The following is an 18,862-nucleotide window of genomic DNA, read 5'->3' as shown; positions in this document are numbered from 1 at the left end:
GAGTACACCGGCGAGCGTATGTCACTTCTGTTATGGAGGGCTTTATGGTGGTTCCCCCTATCGAACAACAACGCTTGACGCTCGAAGACGTGCGAGTTCAACGCTGGCCCTGGTCACTTGAACATACTGCAAACCTCGACCAGCCTTTTGTTACGGCAGGCAACCGTGTCTATAGCATCGCCACGCAAAATGGCGAGTTTCCTGATATCGGCTGGAGACAGCCTGGTGAGATGGCCGGCGTCTGGGATCATCCCATCAAATTGCTGGATGGCTTCTGGCTCGGCATCTCTTTTGGAACCGGCAAGCTGGCAGGCGCCGGTGAGAAGATTCACTGGTTGACTCAGGCCAGCCACTGGCGTATGACGCCCGGCGAGGTAGAGATCACCTACCAGTTACCGAAGCTCGAAGTGGCCCGCCACGAATACGGCGTGGATGATGAAGAAGGCATGCTGATCCAGCTGGTGCTGCGGAATCAGCACCGGAAAAAGCTGGCTCTCGTGTTGCATTTTCTAGCCCGCACCGACCTGCGGACAGCCTGGTTGGGCGAGAACCGCCTGCCCTGGCGCGATGGACGCGATGAGGCAGCCTACCTTGATAAACAGGCATGTATCGCGGCCTACAATACTGTCAATCCGGCTTTTGTACTCTTTGGATCGCAGCGGCGACCGTTCGCCGTCACCATCGGAAACGACCTGTGGGCGACCAGGCAGACCGGCGGCCAGGGCATCAGCGGGTACTTGCGCTACCAGGTGGAACTGCCGCCTGAATCGACAAAGGAGGTGATGTGCATCATAGCAGGCTCAACGCGCTCCGCTGATGCAGCTCTCGCGACCTACCAGCGTCTCTGCGCTCACTCTCGCGAACTGATCGAACGACAGAGGCAAGTCTACCAGGAGATCATTGAACGCTGCGCGCTGGCGAGCGACGATGAGTTAATCGACACGGCCTTTGGTTGGGCCAAAGTCACGTTGCAGATGCTGGAACGCAAGGTTCCCGGTATCGGGCAGGGAATGGCCGCCGGGTTGCCAGACTTCCCGTGGTGGTTCGGCAAGGATACAACCTATACGACCCTTCCGCTTGTCGCGAGCGGCCAGTTCGAGCTGGCGCTAACCTCGCTGCGCAACCTTGCCCGTTATAGCCAGGCCATTAACAAGGATGGCGGAGTCGTTCATGAAATTCTGACGCAGGGACACGTGCATGATAGCGGACACCTGGTTGAAGTGCTGCTCTTCGTCCGCGCCTGCTATCACGCGTTCATGTGGACGGGCGACCGCGAGTTCTTGCAAGAACACTATGCCTTCTGCAAACGCGGCCTGCTCGACCTTGTGCTAGGGAAGCGCGACCTGGACGGCAACCTGTGCGCGACCGGCAAGGGCCTGGTTGAATCGCGCGAGCTGCAATATGGCGAGGGATTCAAAACGCTGGATATCGCTGCCTACACCTACGAGGCGCTGCTCTGCCTGGCAGAACTCGCTCAAGCTGCCGGCGATGAGGCCCTCGTTCCCGAACTGCGGCAAAAGGCGCAGCAACTACGCGCGCATGTCAATAGCGTGTGGTGGATGCCCGGCGAGGGCATGTACGGTGATATCTTCACCTCCGCGCAAGCGCTCGCCACCTCGCACCAGCTTTTGCGTGCAGAAAAACCCTTGTGGCCGGGCGACCTGGTCGAATTGGAGTACAGCGATAGCATGCTCGAACGCTTTGCCCAGCAGCATCCTCTTGACCAGGAAGCGCTGGAGCAAGAACGTCCCTGGTTGCTGAAGCATATGATCGCCCTGACTCCCATGGAGACGGGACTGGCAACCTATAAACAGGCGGAACGCGCTTTTGCTCGCCTGGAGTCGGACGAGTTCATGGGACCCTGGGGCATCTACCTCAATCCAGACCGGCATCGCGTCACCATGACCCTGCCCAGCGGCTTGATGGTGGCAGCTGAGGCACGCTACGGACGCGTAGAGCAGGCTTTGATGCTCTGCCGCAAAATAGCGGCCACACTGCCCTATGCCATGCCAGGCGCGATGAGCGAGGTTTCGCCGGATGGCGGGTGTTTTATCCAGGCCTGGTCAAGCGTCGGCATTATCTGGCCCGTGGTTCATTACTTTCTTGGATTCCGGCCTGACGCCGCTTCGCGTTCTGTGCGCTTCGTTCCGCATCTTCCCGCCAGCTGGAAGCATGTGCGCCTCAGCAATGTGCGTGTCGGGTCAACCAGCATGCATCTTCAAGTGGAAGAAACCGGAGCGGAAACGCGCCTCATTCTGGAAACCGGGGACCCGCTGTATCAGGTAACACTCGGTATTACGTATCCTGATTCAAGGGAGCCTCGTTGTGTCTCCTTGAACGGGGACGCCATTCAGTATCATAGATACATCGTAGATGATCGTACAAAGGAGCATGATCAACCGGCATGGCAGGTGGTAGCAGCCTCTCCCATCAGAGGATACCACCGGTATGAATTCCTTGTAGCCTGGTAGTGTTGTGAGTCGCTTCACTCATCTTCCTGAGTGCCGTCGCTCGCCCTACCAGGCAGCACAAAGCGTGGCTTCTCAAAAGTCACCTTCAGGAGGCTTGTTATGAAACGACTCATTACAACGCTCGTACCTATCTTTGTTATCTTTACCTTGATCCTGGCCGCCTGCGGTAACAACAACGGCAGCAGCGGTGGAAGTGGCAACAACGGAGTGAGCCAGCAGGGGCTTGCGGGTGGTAACCCCTACAACTCCTGCCCCAGCAGTACGAACACGACAGCTGCCGCGCCTGAAAGCGGCAATATCTCGCTGACCGTCTCCGGTTGGACCTCGACGCCAGCAGAGGACGCGCTGGTGCAGCAAAACCTGAACAACTTCGAAAAGCTGCACCCCAACATTCACATCACCTGGGCGCCCATCACCGGTGATTATCCCACCAAGATGCGCGCCAACATCGCCAGCAACACCGTTCCCGACGTCTTCTACCTGCAGCCGGCCATGGCCAGTGAGTACATTAGCGGCGGCAAACTGCTCAACCTCTCACCCTACATGGCGCGCGACGGCGTGAAGGCCAGCGACTACTACTCCGCCTTGATCAACCCGTTTGTCTGCACCAGTGGGCAAGTATATGGCTTGCCAAAAGACTGGAACAGCCTGGGTGTCTTCTACAACAAGCAGATGTTCCAGGCAGCTGGCTTATCTGCCCCCAGCGCCAACTGGACCTGGACCGATTTGCAGAATGACGCCCAGAAGCTGACCAAAAATCCTGGCTCCCCCAACTCGGTCTACGGCATCGTCCTTTCCGCCGACCTGTCCCGCTGGGGCGCCTTCCTGTTCGCGGATGGCGGCTCCGTCCTCAACAAAGACGGCACGCAGGCTACCTTCAACAATCAGCAAGGTGTCAATGCGCTGAACTACTATGACAGCTTCTTCAAGAACAACACCGGCGCGCTGCCAACAACGGTGGGCGCGGGGTGGAACGGTGAAGCCTTTGGTAAGCAGCGTGCGGCAATGGTAATCGAGGGCGGCTGGATGCTCCCCTTCCTGTCCTCAACCTATCCAAACGTCCAGTACGGCATCGCTCCCCTGCCGGTTGCTCCTACCGGTAAGCGTGCCAATCTAACTTTCACCAATGCCTGGTCAGCCTATTCCGGCACCAAGCATCCTGAGGCAGCCTGGGAACTGATTAAGTACATGACTGGCTCAACCGTACAGGAGAGCCAGTTGAACGCGGGCTTCGCCCTGCCGACCCTCAAGAGCCTGGCCAACGCGCCCTACTTCACCACCAACCCGGGCTTCAAGGTACTCTTTGACGCAGCGCCATATAGCTACGCCGACTACTATGGCCCACAGGACGCCACCATCCATACGGATGTCAGTAACGCCATCGATGCCGTCCTGCTCGGCAAGCAGGACGCACAATCGGCCCTCAACGACGCTGCTACCAAGGTCAACAGCCAGCTACAGGCCCCATGACGCCCTGTAGCAACCCGTGGCATGAACGGGTCGATTCTTGAAATGGCGTGTACCAGTAGGGGCGCGGGCTGTGGCGGCTAGGTGACAGGGGAGCTTGCTCCGTTCTCCTGGGGAAACGGGAGAGCAGGCCTTGAGGATATCCGAGGTTGGCCCCTCCCCACCCCGCGGCGGAGCAAGCTCCCCACCACCCTGCTCCCGCCCTTACTGAACCAATGTAGATCGAAGGAGAACATTTATGGCTACTCAACCGGTAGGACAATCTATGTCCACAGCTCCTGCACTTACTAAAGAAAAGGGCCACCGGCTCTCGCAGGGTGGAGGGAGCCGGTCAAATCGCGACCGCGCCGAAGCCATTGCCGCTTACCTCTTCCTCCTGCCATACTTGCTCGTACTGGCGGTCTTTCTCGTCTTTGTTTCAATATTTGGGCTGGGGTTAAGCTTCTTCCGCGTTGACCTCGGCTTCACCGGCCCCGTCTTCATTGGACTGAGAAATTACACCTTTATCTTCAATCAGCTTTCCAATGTTGGCCTGAGCGACTTCTGGACTTCCATGATCAACATCGTGAAGTTCACCTTTTTTGTTGTGATCGGGCAAACCATCCTCGCTCTCGCAATGGCGCTGGTCTTACAGGCCATTGTACGCGGGCGTGGCATCTTTCGCACCATCTTCTACGTGCCGGCCGTGACTTCCTCGGTTGCCACTGCGCTGATCTTCCTCTGGCTGTATAATCCTGACGGGATCATCAACTATATCCTCTCGCTGGTTCACATCAACGGGCCAGACTGGTTGAACAATGTGTTCTGGGCATTGCCCGCGTTGATGCTCCTCAACATCTGGACGACAGCCGCTTCATTCATGATTTATTTCCTGGCAGCATTGCAGGATTTGCCACGGGAGTTGATCGAGGCATCCGAAGTTGACGGCGCCAACCGCTTCCAGACCTTCTGGTACATCACCGTGCCACTGCTGCGCCCAACCATCTTCCTCGTAGTGGCGCTGGGAACCATCGGCGCCTTCCAGATGTTTGACCAGGCCAAGTTCATGACCAACGGCCAGCCGCTCAATTCCACCCTCACTCCCATGCTGGAAATCTACAACGCTGGCTTCGCCGATGGTCGCTTTGGCCTCGCCGCGGCAATGTCCGTCATTCTCTTCATCGTCATTTTCATCGTCACCATCATACAGCGCCGCTTCATTGATATTGACGCTTCACGATAAGGAGGCTAACCATGGCACAAATACAGGCACGTCCAATCGAAGCCGTGCAAACAATACAGAGAGAACGTCCCACCATACGCTGGTGGCAACTGATTGTGCTCATCTTCCTGATAATTTTCACTATCACCTCGATTGGGCCGCTGATCCTGACGATCATCTCTTCATTCAAAACTGAACACGATGTGCTGGCCTTTCCGCCCACGCTCCTGCCCAATCCTTTTATCATTTCCAACTACGTGACAATTCTCAGCAACCCGCTGTTCTTGCGCTGGATGCTAAATGCCTTCATTTACGCCGTTGGTGCCATGGTACTCAATGTCGTCTTCTCCGCAATGGCAGGCTATGCATTGGGTCGAATGCGTTTCCCCGGCAAGAACTTCATTTTCCTGCTAACGTTGGGCGTCATGATGATCCCTTCGGCGATCTACCTCATACCCAAGTTCCTGGTAGTCAATAGCCTGCACCTGACCAACACCTATTTCGCGCTGATCCTTCCGGCAATGGCACAGCCGTTCTCGGTCTTCATCATGGTGCAATTCATGAAAGGGTTGCCAAAAGAGCTGGAAGAATCCGCCTTTATCGACGGCGCGTCTCGCTTCCGTACCTTTTTCCAGATTATTCTCCCTCAGGTCAGGCCGGCCCTCACTGCCGTGGCTATTATCACCTTCCAGGGCGCCTGGAACGACTTCCAGTGGCCCCTGGTCGCATTAGGCACGCAGGACATGTACACGCTTCCACTGGGATTGTTCTTCTTCAAATCCGAACACTTCACCCAGTACGCGCTGCTACTGGCCGCTTCGATGTTCAACACCATTCCCATCCTGGTCTTGTTCTTCATCTTCCAACGTTACTTCATTGAAGGAGCCGTCTCTTCTGGCGTAAAAGGATAAGTATCAGTAGTGGATAGCTTTAAAATCGATACACAGTCGCATGGCGAGATTGACCTCAGCAGCGCCGTGCTGGCGATCCTGTGGGAGAAATCGCTCGGCGCGTTGCACTCTTTGCGCACCTCGCTGGGCGTCATGGCAAGCGGCCAGAATGGTTTCTTCCATGCCATCTTTGGCCGTGACTCTCTCTGGACCGTCTTGCTGGCGCTCGAGGCCGGTCAGCGACTGCGCGCCCTGGGGGAAAACCATCTCCCCGTCTCATCTATCGTGCCTTTCCCATCCTACGATGACTGGCTGCATAGCCTCGCTCGCGACGTACTGCGCGGCCTCGCCAGCCTGCAGGGGCGCGCCATCAATGACACCAACGAAGAGCAGCCAGGCCGCATCATTCACGAGTACTGGAACCCCGTCCCGCATCGTATGCTTGTCGCTCGCTGGCCCGTCATCGACGGCCGCTATTACGGCGCCTTCGATGCCACCTTCCTCTTTCTCATCACGGCCGCGCGGGTCTTCACCTACTTCCATGATCGCCAATTGCTCGAAGAACTCTGGCCATATATTCACGCCGCCTTGCTCTGGGCCTTAGCATGGTCTGACCTCGACAACGATGGCCTCGTCGAATACCTCCGGCGCAATCCCGAAGGAATAGGCCTCGATAACCAGGTCTGGAAGGATAGCAGCGAATCGATTCAGCCGCGCGCAGGCGAAACGCTGCTTCACCCATTCGCCTGGATAGAGATGCAGGGATATGCCCTCGCCGCCTATGCCAGTTATATTGAACTGGCCGAAACACTGGGACATAGCGATTCCGAGCTGCGCCAGCAAGTTCAGCAGCGTATCACCGGACTGCGCCAGGGCATCTCCCAATTCTGGATGGCCGGCGAGGGGTTCCCGGCCATGATCCTCGACGGCAACAAAAAACAGGTCGAGGTTGTTTCATCCAATCCCGGCCACCTGCTCTGGAGCGAAGTACTCGAAACACAGCAGGCGCAGCAGGTCTGCCGGCGCCTCTTGCAGCCCGACCTGCTCACGCCCTGGGGCATCCGCACGCTTTCCGAAACCGCCTACTACTACAACCCCTCCAAATATCACTGTGGCGCCGTCTGGCCGTTCGACAACGCCGTCATCGCGGCAGGCATGATGCGCTATGGCTTGCAGGATGAAGCACGCCATATCGCTCACACCATCCTGCAGGCCATGCACACCATCAACGAGCCCGTCGAACTCTACGTGGTTCTTCCTTCGACCTGGATACGCTCCCCGCGCATCGCCCAGCCTTATGTGCTGGTAGACTACTACTACGCCAGCAGCATCCAGGCATGGACGGCCGCAGCTACGCTCTACCTCGTCTCGCTGCACCTGTAACGTGTAGCAAGTGACCGGGTCCGCTTGACATCTTGCTCAAACTCAGGTAATCTTCAACAAGAGCCAGTAGAAGCGCTACCGGGTTCGTAGACATTTACGGTAAAGGATTATTCGCATAATATGGGCAGCTTTGTGGTGAGATTCATGCGCAAACGCGGCTTTCGCACCCGCTGCTGTGGGCATTGCACTACCTGTACAGTCGCCCAGGGGTTTACTATGCCCTTTTTCGATTGTAGAGCTTCTTAAAACGCAAGGGGAAACAGCATAGTGGCCGCGGGCGATTGTTCAGCTTCGCCCGCGGCTTTTTGATTCTCCTAACTACATAGCTGAATTGTTAGATCGATAGACCGTGAGGCGAGCGCGCAGGCTGCCCGCTGTCATCTACGCATAGTTGCTTGCCTCTGGTTCGCCTCCCGCGTTCGCACTCCCATTGCAGAAAGGGAACATTCTTATGCCTTCTTCACACGCCGGACGCACTTTGGACGAAAAACTGGCGGCCATCGCGAACCATTTTGGCCTGGGCCAGATTCAGTCATTTGAGCGCGCTCCCGGCACCAACGAGAACTACATCGTCAACACGACAGAGGGCGACTACCTCTTCAAGATCATCGTCAATACGACGCTTGAGGATATACTGCGTGGCCTGCCTTTCTTACAGCGCCTGCAGGCATATCATTTCGAGGCGACCGCCTATTACCTTCAGGCGCCGGACGGCTCGATGTGCTATTCTAGCCCGGACTGCGAAGCAGTGGTTATGCACAGGCTGCAGGGCGCAATGCCCGAACTTTCAGATGCTGTTAACCGCGAGGTTGGCCTGCACCTTGCACGACTCCATCTCATCCCATGCGATGGCCTGCCGGAGAAACGTCACTGGCTCGCTGCGCGCTACCTGCCCGAGTCTATAGAGGCGGCTGTCCAGAAATATAGCGCCGGTAGGCTGCGTGAAACACTGGCAGTCTTTCACTCCCTAGACGATTTTCGACCCGCGACCTTCCCGCAGAGCATCGTGCATGGCGACCTGGATACAACCAATTGCCTGTTCGATGGGGACAAACTGGTCGCGTTTGTCGATTGGCAGGAAATTGGCGTCAGCGCGGCATTGATGGATTTTGCGATGACGATGCTGGGCTTCTGTTTCGTCGATTCGCCTGCCGGGTCTTATTACTGGGCGCTCTTCGATCCCAGACTGTACCGCGCCCTCTTTGAGAGCTATACCAGCGTGCGCCCGTTCTCAGCCTATGAACTGGCACATCTTGAATCCGCCCTCAAATACGTGGGCCTGACGCAGCCCATATGGTCGATGCTCACCTGGGATCACTATCATCCCGGCCAGGAGATGATCGAGACGAACCTGTTGTACTGGAAGTTTGGCTTGCACGAATTGTCATTGCCTGCTTTATAACGACATTCGATACGAAAGGAAACCGTAGCGACAATGACCGTATTTCGCGCACTTTCCCAGCGTTCCTTTGCACTGCTGTGGTGGGGGTAGACCATCTCGCGCCTGGGCGATAGCCTCTATACGATTGCTCTAGCATGGTGGGTACTCGAAAAAACCGGCTCGGCGACGGCTATGGGCATCGTCCTGATCTGCTCTACGACCCCATGCTCCTGCTGCTCCTGGTTGGTGGCGTTGCCGTGGACCGTTTTCCCCGCATCCGTCTGATGCTCGCCTCCGACCTTTCACGAGGAGTAGCGGTCGGCATCATCGCATTGCTGGCCTTCACGCAGCGGCTCGAACTTTGGCAACTCTGCACCATGAGCGCCTTTTTTGGCCTTGTAGGCGCTTTTTTCTACCCGGCCTCTACTGCTGCCATTCCCGACCTGGTACCAACTGAACACCTGCTCAGCGCCAACTCGCTGCGCAGGATCAGCCTGCAAGTGGCACAAGTGTTCGGGCCGGGCATCGGCGCGGCAATTATCGCGCTGGGTGGAACTCCGCTCGCATTCGCGCTGGATGGGGCTTCCTTCGTCATTTCGGCGGCATGCCTGTTGGCCCTGCCTGGCAAGCCGGCACGCCGCAATTCCAGCTCAAAAGAAAGAACAAGCCCACTCCATGACCTGCGGGCGGGGATAGGTACAGTGTTGCAATCTCCCTGGCTGTGGGTCACTATTGCGGCCGCCTGTGTCAGCACGATTTTTCTCAGCGGCCCGATGAGGCAGTATTGCCCCTGCTGGTGAAAGAGCGATTCGGGACACAGGTAAACCTCTACGCGCTTCTCACCTCGCTGTCCGCGCTCGGTTCCATCAGCACGGCGCTCTGGCTCGGACATTTCAAGCGACTGCGGAGACGCGGGCCATTTATCTATGGAGCATAGATTCTTGCCAGCTTGATGCTGCTGGTCGCAGGCTTACCGCTTCCCGCGAGCATAATAAGCCTGGCGTTCCTGATCCAGGGCGCGTCATACACTTCATTTGGGCTGGCATGGATAAATACATTGCAAGAGTTCGTTCCCGCTGGCAGGTTGGGGCGTGTTGCCAGTATCGATATGCTGGTCTCCACGGCGCTAGCCCCCATCGGCTATGGACTGGCGGGTATTGCAGCAGATCGATTGGGGGCATCGCCGGTCTTTGTGTTCGGCGGGGCCATCAGCGCAATCGTTATTGCGCTGGGGCTGCTGCACCCGGCTATTCGGAAGGTGGATTAAATAGCTCTCATGCCTTGCCCACCTCCTGAGCAATTCTTGTTCTTGCCCGTACACTTGTACATGCACATGCCACTAGAGCTATCACACCCGGTACAAGGGATCAGGATGACACAAATACTACCCCTGCCGCAGGCCGCATCAGAGCCGCAGAATTCTAAGCCGTCACAGGTCTGGTTACATGCGCATTCGGCCCTGCCGTTAATATCGGTCACGCAATAGCAGTTGGGGTTGGAGTTGCCTGGGCAGTTCTGAAAACCAGAAGAGCAGGTTCCCCCAACACGGTACGTTCGTTGCTTCGTCACTTTCGGGTTTCTTGAGCAAGGCACGGGGTTGCTCACGAGGGACCCAACAGGCAGCCTGCCGGTGTCCTGCTGGCGATAGTCTGGATGATGTAATAATCGATATGCCCGGCTTGATTCGTCCAGGCCTGGTTGGCCAGTCCATTATCATAGAGAAAGGGATAGGAGCCCCCAAAATCTTTGGAACAGATATCGCCGATCTCACCGTTCCCATACCAGCCGACACTTCTGAGAACCGGATCCGTAACCGCCTCCAGTTGCTCATGGGCCGAGACATCGATGCTGCTATCGATGTAGATATTCCCGCTGGGAGCCGTTGGCACATGTATCGGACAGCCACTGAGGGAATCGCCAGCGGAAGGAAAGACGATATGGGCATAGATGGTTGGACTATCGAGTGGTCCCCAAAAGGATTGATAGCCACAGGTGCCATCGTCGCTGGGATCGGCTACCTGCTCACCCAGCAGCGTGTAGACCGGAAAATAGTTGCTGTAGCCACTTGTTGGCCAGCCATTGGTGGCGATGGCGAGCTTGACCTCAGCGACAATCTCCGATTTGCTCAGTGAGCAGTTCTGACACGGGTAAGGGGTCTGAGTATCTTCCCACCAGTTAGCCAGCACAGCTGAATGGATGCTACCATTGTCGCCGGCATATTCACTGGCTACCAGTTGATAGAGGCAATTGGGACCCACATCCTGATAATACTGATTGATATGGCTGATGTACTGGTCGTTAGCTCCATTATCATTGGGGAACCAGTAGATGGGGGTACACATTGACCACCCCTGGCATCACTGGACCTCCATAATAGGTCACCGGGGATCCATAGGTGTTCGGGGCAAATGGCTTGCCACGAGCGAGAGGAATACTTTTAGTTCCCAACACTTGAGGAAAGATGAGGACAGCACTCAATACGCTCACTAGACCAAGGACAAGAGCAAAGCAACATTTCGTTTTCATATATAATTCCCCCTCTATGATGACGAGCGTGAGGAGAGAGCCAGCAGGACACGCGAGGGAAAGGAGAGGCCTGACCCATGATTCCTCAAACCAAGCGAGAGACTCGACGCGCATAGTTATCTCTACAATTGCCAGTATACCAGCGATTATCGTGAAAGTTAACCTTTTGCATGAGCAAAAAAGAGAAAAGTTATGCGCACACAGAAATGACTCAAGAGGGTATTTGCAGAAAAGGAAAACATACCAGGGCATAGGCTACAACGACTAGACTTTTCGCTGGGCAGCGAAGCAAACTAGCAGTAGGCCTCAATAAGTGTTTGCTCATCGGTGCCATTACTATAGTAGCCTACTGCCCAGGCCCGACTAGTTCCAGGTACCAGCGCTACTCCTCTCAGGTTATCAGGTCCCGGATTGGGACTCTTCACCGCCTTCCAATGACCACCAGTCCAGTGTTCGGTCAAGTTCAAGACGGTCGAGGGGTTGGGAAAGTAGTACCCAACCGTCCAAACATTGCCGTTCGGGAGTGCAGAGACAGCGTACAAAAGATTAGCAAAGCTGCCAGGATTGGGGCTTTTCACCTTCGTCCACTGGGAGCCATTCCAGTGTTCAATGAGGGTGGCTGCCCCACCTTTACGCGGTGAGTAGCCTCCGACCGCCCAGACGTCGGTGTTGGAAGCAGCCGCGACCCCGTAGAGATAATTGACATAGGGGCCAGGACTAGGACTAGCGACGACACTCCACTGGGAGCCATCCCAGTGTTCAATTAAGATATAGGTCCCTCCGCTAGGAGGCGAAGAATAACCCACCGCCCAGACGTCATTACTGGAGACCGCTGAGATACTATAGAGATAATCGACATTCGAACTGGGATTGGGACTGGGAATTACGCTCCATTGTGTGCCGTCCCAATGTTCAATTAAGGTGACTGCATCCCTGACGCCCACCGTCCAGACATCCGTGCTGGAGATGGCCGCGACTCCATAGAGATAATTGCCATTTGTGCCGGGATTGGGACTGGGGACGAGATTCCACTGCGAGCCATCCCAGTGTTCCGTCAACGTCGATGAACCACCGCCTGCTGGCCCGTACTCGCCTACCGCCCAGGCAGCAGTGCTGGAGATGGCAGTGACCCCGTAGAGATAATTGCCGGCCACACCGGGACTGGGACTTGGCACCACATGCCAGCCCTTACACTTGAGCGGCGTGGAGGCAGCAACTGGGCTCGCGTGCAGCAGTGGAGAGAGGAGAATGAGCGAGCAAGCGAGGAAAAGCCAGCGAAAGCGATGCGTGATAAACCTTTTCATGATCTCTATAAATAATACAGCTGGACGAAAAGCGCGAGCCAGGCCGCAATAGCTTGCTCGTTTCCTACTCATACGCGAGATGGTATCATCAGGGAAAAGATTCGCTTCTGCTTGCAATCATACATGAGTTTGTATGGAAAATCAACCAGCCTCTTTCGGCAGGCAGGGCTATTTAAAAGTCGAGTCAGTGAGGTCAACTTTAGAAGGCGCTCCGACAAAATCAAGCTCGTTCTCTCGACTTTTCAATAGCCCTGTTCGGCAGGCGGGAAATTTTAAAGAAGCTACAAGTCTTGACAGCTTGCTTGCTTTCATGTATACTTGCTCATGAAGACGAGCAAGCTTCGTCATTCATCTCAGTAATGAACCCCGGCACGGTAACGGGCAATCACAAGAGTTACATCTCTTCCATCACCAGCGTTCCCACCCTTGATGAACTTTTCCAGCCGAATCGGGAATCCTGTAGGGACAGCGGCTGGTCCCTGTCCCGGTTCCCTGAGGCAGACAGGGACCAGCCGCTGTCCCTACAGCACGGTTGTACATCGAAGACGCGGACAGGGACCAGCCGCTGTCCCTACAGCACGGAGCGAGGTGGCTTCCCATTGCCCGATTCGGTAGTCAAAATTCATCAGGATTCCCCAATCTGGGAATCAGAATTCATTAGAACACGTGCTGTTCGGAATTTGTTAATACCCACCAGGAGCTACCCATCATGGCGCTACCCCCTTTCTTGCGCTGGCTCAAACCCTCTAACGCAAGTGAACCAGCCTCAAGCATGCACATCCAGGAACAGATTAACCCTACATATGTTGCCTCCTCGCCAACGCAGGAAGACTGGTACTGGGGGCGATACGCGACCGGTGTCGAAGAAGACCGGTATTGGCGGAGATTAAGCGACAACTGGTACCAGAAGGACGTAATTCCCTCGACTTACCTGGAACTGCATAACTCCTGTTACGAGGCTTATAACGCCAATCCCCTGGCCTTCGCCATCGTTGAGATCACCACCAGTTTCGTGCTGGGAAAGGGCGTTACCGTCGCGGCAAGCCGGCCCGAGGTGCAACAGGTCTTGATGGATTTCTGGAACGATCCCGATAATCACATGGATACGCGCGTCTATGCCCTCTGCACGGAATTGTCGTTGTATGGCGAGCAATTCATCCGTTTCTTTGTGAACCCGTATGATGGGCGCGTCAAGATTCGCCAGATCGATCCCTCTATCATCGATGAGATCGAGACCGACCCCAACGATATTGAGACGCCGCTGCGTTTCCATCGCCGTCCAATCGGTCCGAGCGCGGCCATGCCCGGCGACCCGGCACCGGTAACACCGCAGGATGCGCGCAGCTTCGAGGGCGAGTGGTTCAAGGCCGGCGAAGAGGTCGTGCAGTTCTGCATCAACAAGGTCTCCAATGCCAAACGCGGCAAAAGCGACCTGGCCACACTGCTGCCCTGGCTGCGACGCTACAAGGACTGGCTCACCGATAGGGTGCGTATCAACAAGTACAAGGGCGCCTTCCTGTGGGATGTGCGCCTATCCGGCGCGGACCGCAAGGCCATCGAACGCAAGAAGGCCGAATATGCCTACCCGCCAGAACCGGGCAGTGTCATTATTCACAACGAGGCGGAGCAATGGTCGGCGGTCAAGCCGGAGATCAGCGCCAACGACGCCTCCGCTGACGGTCGGGCCATAAAGTTAATGATAGCAGTTGGCGCGCAGCTTCCAGAGCACTACCTGAGCGATGGCGATTATGGCAACCGCGCCACAGCTGCTGAAATGGGCCTGCCAACATTCCTCAAGTTCCAGCGCCGCCAGTATGTCATGCGCGCCATGTTGCGCACGATCCTCGACCGTGTGCTGCTGGAAGCGCGCAAGGCCGGCGTGCTGGCACAGCAGATCGATACACACTACGACATTATCTTCCCGGAGATCGATGTCGCCGATCACCAGACGCTGGCCTACGCTACACAGATGCTCGTCGCCGCTCTCACCGAGGCCAAAGCACAGGGCTGGGTCAGCGACGAAACGGCCATGCGCCTGATCTTCCAGTTCGCCGGCGAAGAAGTCGACATCAGCGAAGAGCGCGCGCGTATTCAGAAGGAACCTTCAGCATGACCTATATCCCTAAAACCCAGAGCAGATCAGCAGCGAAAGGCCATTCCTCCGCTCCAACGCTTGATTCCTCTACCCTCACGCTGTCCTCGGACATAAGCCATCCCCGGCATCATGGGCACAATCATGCCCGGCAACATTCCTCTCACCGGCAACTGACTCACCTTCCCGTGCATAGCAGTCCACATCCTTCAACAGGCGTGGAACAACCATCCTTTTAGTTACGTCAAGTTCAGAAATGGCGAAAGGAGTTGATCAATGCCGCTCGATGCGCGTAAATCGCAGCACATTTTGAATGTCGTACCCAAATCCTGGACCGGACGGCAGCGCACCGTCGTCGTAGTCTACCTGGCAGGTGGCAGCTATACCTACAGCGCCATCCAGGTCATCATGCGCCCCGAGCAGATTATTGATCCGCAAATCTACGATGCCAGCGGCCAGCAGCCGCAGCACAATGCCGATATGGAAATGGTCGCGCCGCTAAGCATCAGTTTCACCGGGGCAGTCTATGTCGCCGATACTCCGACGCCCTCACAATCGGCCGTCGCTGCCGCGCCCAAATATGAAATCATCGAGGTACTGCCCGCCGGCATGATCCCTGGCGGCAGTCACCTGCGCGTCCTGCTGCGCCGCCTGCGATGATAGTTCAAACCGGCAAACAATCCGCCGCATGTCATGCTGAGCGCAGGAGCCGAAGCCCCGAGTGGAGCGAACGGCGAAGAATCTCGGTGGGCCTGGACGCAGATTCTTCGCTGCGCTCAGCATGACATGGTCAGGGTCGCTCAGATTGCCGATCTTGCCCGGTAAAACTCGTGATCGACCCTGGCCACATTTTCGACTCTTTCGTCCATTACCAGATCATCATTCACACAAGGAGAACCGCGAACAATGTCCACCATCCCCCAGAACGAACAGGAATGCCAGCAAGATGCCCTGCGGCGTGTTAACCAGTGGCTGAATGTGCTTGAGGGGCGCATCACCGCCCTGCTCAGCAACAATAACCCCGAAGACATGAAGCCCGGCGAGCGCGAACAGGCCGCCTGTCGCCATTTCACGCTCATGCTGCGCCTGCTACAATTGCGGCAGGACTACGCGCAGGCCAGTCCGACGGCTGGCGAGCAAGCCCTGCTGGACGCGCTCCTGCACAGCATGGACGACGAATAGCCCTCCATCCCCCCAAATAGTACTAACTGTCGGGCTACTGATTTCGCAGAATCCGGCAAATATGCTACCATGGTAAACAATAAATCACGCGAAAAAACCGTTCTCATTTAACAACATTTTAATGTTACTGAAAGCGTCGATTGTCCGTTCCACTACACAGAAGGGCCGAAGCCTTTCCGCAACCACCGGAACTCGCATAGCGACTATGCGCGGATCTGTAGATGCATTGCTATTGCTTGCATGGAACGGACAAGTTATTAGCACTAGCCATCGAAGGGACTGTAGCGCATGGCCAGGGTGGAAACCAAGGAGAATTCCTGGTCCTTTGACCAGATTTACGACGAATATAAGATACCTATTTATAACTATGTGTATCACCTGGTTGGGGACCGCGAACAAGCAGATGATCTGACCCAGGATACCTTTCTCAAGGCATTCCGGGCTCTGCCAAAAATGGATGCGAACCTGAAGCTCTCAGCCTGGTTGTATCGCATTGCGACGAATACGGCTTATGACGCGCTGCGTCGTCGTAAATTGATTGCCTGGTTGCCATGGCAAGACCTTGATCACGAACCGGCGGATGTAGAGAGCGCAGACCCACAAGAAATCTATGGTACAACCGAATTAGTACGCGCGGCACTTCGCCGCATGCCTCAGCAATACCGGGCCGCACTTCTGCTGTACACCCAGGAAGGCTTTTCCTATAGCGAGATCGCCAGGGCCTTGAATATTGCCGAGAGCGGTGTCAAAATGTATCTTTCTAGAGCAAGACAGTCTTTTAGGGAACACTACAAAGCGTTGGAACATGGAGGAGGCACAAAATGAACTGCGAGCAAGTCGAGGAACTGCTGAGTGCTTACCTTGACAACCAGCTCGCCACGGAAGAACGCCACGAGGTCGCTGCACATTTGCGGCATTGCGCGCACTGTAACGCTATCCTTGCCGACTTTCGTCGCAATGACACCTTGCTCAGACATCTACCACGTGTCAGCCCTGATCCGGCCTTGCGCCAGCGCATCTTCTCCTCCCCGGAATATCTCGAACTTACCGGTACTTTCGATGCTCGGAGCAGCTCACCTGAAGAAGATTGGACCGTTCCCAACCTTCCGGCAAGCCGTTCCCGCCGTAATGCCGCCGGTCGCCCGCATCTAGTAGCTCTTCCCGGCGGGCGCAGTACCACGCCCAATGCGGCAGTCAGGCGCTCCCCCACAAGAGGTAACCTGACCGGACGCCGCCCTCGCAAGCCAGTAACATGGCGCTTGCTGGCCGTTGCTGTCGCCGCAATCCTGTTCATCGTCATCGGCATTGGTGGCTTCCTCGGCTACAATCTCTGGTCCCAGCATCCATCTACAGCCGGTAATGGCGCCATTACTCCGCCGGCTGCGTTCCAGCAGCCAGGAGTACCGCTCTCGGCCGGCATGCGTTTCGTTTTCCTGCGCAATGGAACGTTGTGGAGCGCGCTTGCCGATAGCAGCAGCACACAGATTGACCGCCTGACACCCGCTAACGTGGCCGTCGCAACAGGATGGGCCGTCAGTCCCCCCTTGCCCGGTCGCTCTGCCGGGGATATGCTCGCCTATATTGATCTGCAACAGGCCCGCGTCCATATCATACGCAGCGATGGGCAACAGGACACGGTCATTCCGCTACCATTATTCAAAGCCGGTGTATCGCCTGCATCGATGTGGGATACCACTACCGGCATGAACATCCTGAACAGCCTGGCATGGTCCGCGGACAACAGCATGCTGGCATTTGTCGCCGATCCCAGCGGTAGCGGTCAGACAAATCTCTATATCTATTCCACGCAAACCGGAACCGTCCAGATGGTATCACTTCCTGTAAAAGGAAGCGCTGTACATCCCACCTGGTCGCCTGATGGTGTGCGCCTGGCATTTGAAGTAATCAACTCCGCGGCCACCAGTATCTTTGACTACAACACACAGAATCATGGCCTGCTCATCATCACCGGCAATGCCATCGCCAGGGACAATGCTGGCGATTCAGTACTCACGCTGGATTGGTCACCCGACATCAATGCGCCTACCATCACCTGGAGCATAGGCAGCATAGGTCACGTACACAGCCTCTGGGAGCGACGAGTAGGAGAGGGCGAATCGCCACAGCCTGCCCTGTTGTTATCGGGCGACTTCGCGCAGGCCATCTATAGCCGCGATGGTCACGGCGGTGTTGGAAGCTGGCTCGTCGTCACCTCTGCCGCCGGCAGCCCCGGCGATCTATCGCGCATCGACATCACGCCCGGCGCTGGAATGATACAGTTGACCGCCGGAAAACAGGTCAGCGACCCTCAATGGTCACCCGATGGCATGCATATCGACTACCTGGACGCCCTGAACGCGGGCGTTGGCGTGCTGCATGTCGTCAACGTCGCGACAGGCGTCGATTCGCTCATCGCCCAGGGGGTCGCGAATAATCCTATCCCCGCCTGGTCAGCCGATAGCCAGCAGCTGGTCTACAACACTGGAACCAGCATAGGCATCGTCAATCTCCAGGCCGGCAACCAGACCCGGTACCTGAAACTACGCGGGTCTGCCTCGGCTTTCATCTGGTCTGCCACCTCAGCGCACCAGCTCGTCGTAGCGCTGAGCGATGAGCAGCCTGGCATCTACCTGGTAGACACCCAGCACAATACTTTACAGCAACTGGATAAGGAAGGTGCTGGTGGCCCTATTATCTGGACGGAAATTCCTTAAGAATTGACGAATTTTCCTGAGTTGGAAAAAATTCATGTCCAAAGTGATAACAATTTGCGTGATTATACGTTATAATACATAGGCCTGAGACGGAAGGCGGGGTATACGTGAGCAAGCATTTCCACCTCGACGAGCAAGCTTGTAGCGTTTACCTGAACATTCGTGCAACCTTTTCCCCATGGGGTTTGCACGCGCACCTCTCAGAGTCTCGCGTATGCTTCTAGTATACGCGTGGTAAGGGGAAGACGAGC

Annotated in this window: 17 protein-coding genes; 15 read left to right on the top strand and 2 right to left on the bottom strand. The window is 56.1% G+C overall.

The window, feature by feature from the left end:
• The first annotated feature begins 44 nt into the window (after window positions 1–44).
• The 9 genes from VFA09_07940 (at window position 45) to VFA09_07900 (ending at window position 10,060) form a co-directional block, all read left to right on the top strand.
• Complete coding sequence (locus VFA09_07940) at window positions 45–2,471, top strand: hypothetical protein (GenBank protein ID HZU67194.1); 2,427 nt, start codon at window positions 45–47, stop codon at window positions 2,469–2,471.
• A 99-nt stretch (window positions 2,472–2,570) separates the two neighbouring features.
• Window positions 2,571–3,941 carry an ABC transporter substrate-binding protein gene (locus VFA09_07935; protein ID HZU67193.1) on the top strand — a complete coding sequence of 457 codons (1,371 nt, stop codon included), beginning with the start codon at window positions 2,571–2,573 and terminating at the stop codon, window positions 3,939–3,941.
• A gap of 235 nt (window positions 3,942–4,176) precedes the next feature.
• On the top strand, window positions 4,177–5,160 hold the full coding sequence (locus VFA09_07930; GenBank protein ID HZU67192.1) for a sugar ABC transporter permease: 984 nt from the start codon (window positions 4,177–4,179) through the stop codon (window positions 5,158–5,160).
• Window positions 5,161–5,171: 11 nt separating this feature from the next.
• Window positions 5,172–6,050, top strand: coding sequence for a carbohydrate ABC transporter permease (locus VFA09_07925; protein ID HZU67191.1), 879 nt, complete (start codon window positions 5,172–5,174; stop codon window positions 6,048–6,050).
• A gap of 9 nt (window positions 6,051–6,059) precedes the next feature.
• Window positions 6,060–7,412 (top strand): amylo-alpha-1,6-glucosidase, encoded by a 1,353-nt coding sequence (locus VFA09_07920; GenBank protein HZU67190.1) that lies wholly within the window; start codon window positions 6,060–6,062, stop codon window positions 7,410–7,412.
• Window positions 7,413–7,863: 451 nt separating this feature from the next.
• The gene (locus tag VFA09_07915) at window positions 7,864–8,814 is read left to right on the top strand and encodes a phosphotransferase (protein ID HZU67189.1); all 951 of its coding nucleotides are present in this window, start codon (window positions 7,864–7,866) and stop codon (window positions 8,812–8,814) included.
• A 134-nt stretch (window positions 8,815–8,948) separates the two neighbouring features.
• Window positions 8,949–9,593 (top strand): MFS transporter, encoded by a 645-nt coding sequence (locus tag VFA09_07910; protein ID HZU67188.1) that lies wholly within the window; start codon window positions 8,949–8,951, stop codon window positions 9,591–9,593.
• Complete coding sequence (locus VFA09_07905) at window positions 9,578–9,730, top strand: hypothetical protein (GenBank protein ID HZU67187.1); 153 nt, start codon at window positions 9,578–9,580, stop codon at window positions 9,728–9,730. The genes VFA09_07910 and VFA09_07905 overlap by 16 nt, the downstream gene beginning before the upstream one ends.
• Before the next feature lie 12 nt (window positions 9,731–9,742).
• Complete coding sequence (locus tag VFA09_07900) at window positions 9,743–10,060, top strand: hypothetical protein (protein HZU67186.1); 318 nt, start codon at window positions 9,743–9,745, stop codon at window positions 10,058–10,060.
• A 334-nt stretch (window positions 10,061–10,394) separates the two neighbouring features.
• Here the strand turns inward: VFA09_07900 and VFA09_07895 are convergent, their stop codons facing one another.
• Window positions 10,395–11,135 (bottom strand): hypothetical protein, encoded by a 741-nt coding sequence (locus VFA09_07895; GenBank protein ID HZU67185.1) that lies wholly within the window; start codon window positions 11,133–11,135, stop codon window positions 10,395–10,397.
• Between the two features lie 477 nt (window positions 11,136–11,612).
• Window positions 11,613–12,695 (bottom strand): hypothetical protein, encoded by a 1,083-nt coding sequence (locus VFA09_07890; GenBank protein ID HZU67184.1) that lies wholly within the window; start codon window positions 12,693–12,695, stop codon window positions 11,613–11,615.
• 637 nt (window positions 12,696–13,332) lie between these two features.
• On the opposite strand from VFA09_07890, the gene VFA09_07885 reads away from it, so the two are divergent.
• The 6 genes from VFA09_07885 (at window position 13,333) to VFA09_07860 (ending at window position 18,611) form a co-directional block, all read left to right on the top strand.
• Window positions 13,333–14,736 carry a hypothetical protein gene (locus VFA09_07885; GenBank protein HZU67183.1) on the top strand — a complete coding sequence of 468 codons (1,404 nt, stop codon included), beginning with the start codon at window positions 13,333–13,335 and terminating at the stop codon, window positions 14,734–14,736.
• A complete protein-coding gene (locus tag VFA09_07880) occupies window positions 14,733–14,954 on the top strand; it encodes a hypothetical protein (GenBank protein HZU67182.1) in 222 nt (73 codons plus the stop codon). The genes VFA09_07885 and VFA09_07880 overlap by 4 nt, the downstream gene beginning before the upstream one ends.
• Window positions 14,955–14,991: 37 nt before the next feature.
• Entirely contained in the window at window positions 14,992–15,375 is a 384-nt protein-coding gene (locus tag VFA09_07875; GenBank protein ID HZU67181.1) for a hypothetical protein, read from the top strand.
• Window positions 15,376–15,621: 246 nt separating this feature from the next.
• Window positions 15,622–15,897: a hypothetical protein gene (locus tag VFA09_07870; protein ID HZU67180.1), complete on the top strand. Its 276-nt coding sequence runs from the start codon at window positions 15,622–15,624 to the stop codon at window positions 15,895–15,897.
• Window positions 15,898–16,185: 288 nt separating this feature from the next.
• Entirely contained in the window at window positions 16,186–16,722 is a 537-nt protein-coding gene (locus tag VFA09_07865) for an RNA polymerase sigma factor (GenBank protein HZU67179.1), read from the top strand.
• Complete coding sequence (locus tag VFA09_07860) at window positions 16,719–18,611, top strand: zf-HC2 domain-containing protein (GenBank protein ID HZU67178.1); 1,893 nt, start codon at window positions 16,719–16,721, stop codon at window positions 18,609–18,611. Before VFA09_07865 ends, VFA09_07860 begins: the two co-directional genes overlap by 4 nt.
• Window positions 18,612–18,862 lie beyond the last annotated feature (251 nt).

It is taken from the genome of Ktedonobacteraceae bacterium, assembly GCA_035653615.1.
In the GTDB taxonomy this organism is placed as follows: domain Bacteria; phylum Chloroflexota; class Ktedonobacteria; order Ktedonobacterales; family Ktedonobacteraceae; genus DASRBN01.
Note: the sequence above shows the minus strand (reverse complement) of the source record. Positions and strands in the feature narration are given on the sequence as shown.

Excerpts from the sequence above, each read along its gene's own strand:
- VFA09_07940 (HZU67194.1), top strand. The coding sequence starts at position 45 with ATGGTGGTTCCCCCTATCGAACAACAACGCTTGACGCTCGAAGACGTG.
- VFA09_07935 (HZU67193.1), top strand. The coding sequence starts at position 2,571 with ATGAAACGACTCATTACAACGCTCGTACCTATCTTTGTTATCTTTACC.
- VFA09_07930 (HZU67192.1), top strand. The coding sequence starts at position 4,177 with ATGGCTACTCAACCGGTAGGACAATCTATGTCCACAGCTCCTGCACTT.
- VFA09_07925 (HZU67191.1), top strand. The coding sequence starts at position 5,172 with ATGGCACAAATACAGGCACGTCCAATCGAAGCCGTGCAAACAATACAG.
- VFA09_07915 (HZU67189.1), top strand. The coding sequence starts at position 7,864 with ATGCCTTCTTCACACGCCGGACGCACTTTGGACGAAAAACTGGCGGCC.
- VFA09_07910 (HZU67188.1), top strand. The coding sequence starts at position 8,949 with ATGGTGGGTACTCGAAAAAACCGGCTCGGCGACGGCTATGGGCATCGT.
- VFA09_07895 (HZU67185.1), bottom strand. The coding sequence starts at position 11,135 with ATGTGTACCCCCATCTACTGGTTCCCCAATGATAATGGAGCTAACGAC.
- VFA09_07890 (HZU67184.1), bottom strand. The coding sequence starts at position 12,695 with ATGAGTAGGAAACGAGCAAGCTATTGCGGCCTGGCTCGCGCTTTTCGT.
- VFA09_07885 (HZU67183.1), top strand. The coding sequence starts at position 13,333 with ATGGCGCTACCCCCTTTCTTGCGCTGGCTCAAACCCTCTAACGCAAGT.
- VFA09_07880 (HZU67182.1), top strand. The coding sequence starts at position 14,733 with ATGACCTATATCCCTAAAACCCAGAGCAGATCAGCAGCGAAAGGCCAT.
- VFA09_07875 (HZU67181.1), top strand. The coding sequence starts at position 14,992 with ATGCCGCTCGATGCGCGTAAATCGCAGCACATTTTGAATGTCGTACCC.
- VFA09_07870 (HZU67180.1), top strand. The coding sequence starts at position 15,622 with ATGTCCACCATCCCCCAGAACGAACAGGAATGCCAGCAAGATGCCCTG.
- VFA09_07865 (HZU67179.1), top strand. The coding sequence starts at position 16,186 with ATGGCCAGGGTGGAAACCAAGGAGAATTCCTGGTCCTTTGACCAGATT.
- VFA09_07860 (HZU67178.1), top strand. The coding sequence starts at position 16,719 with ATGAACTGCGAGCAAGTCGAGGAACTGCTGAGTGCTTACCTTGACAAC.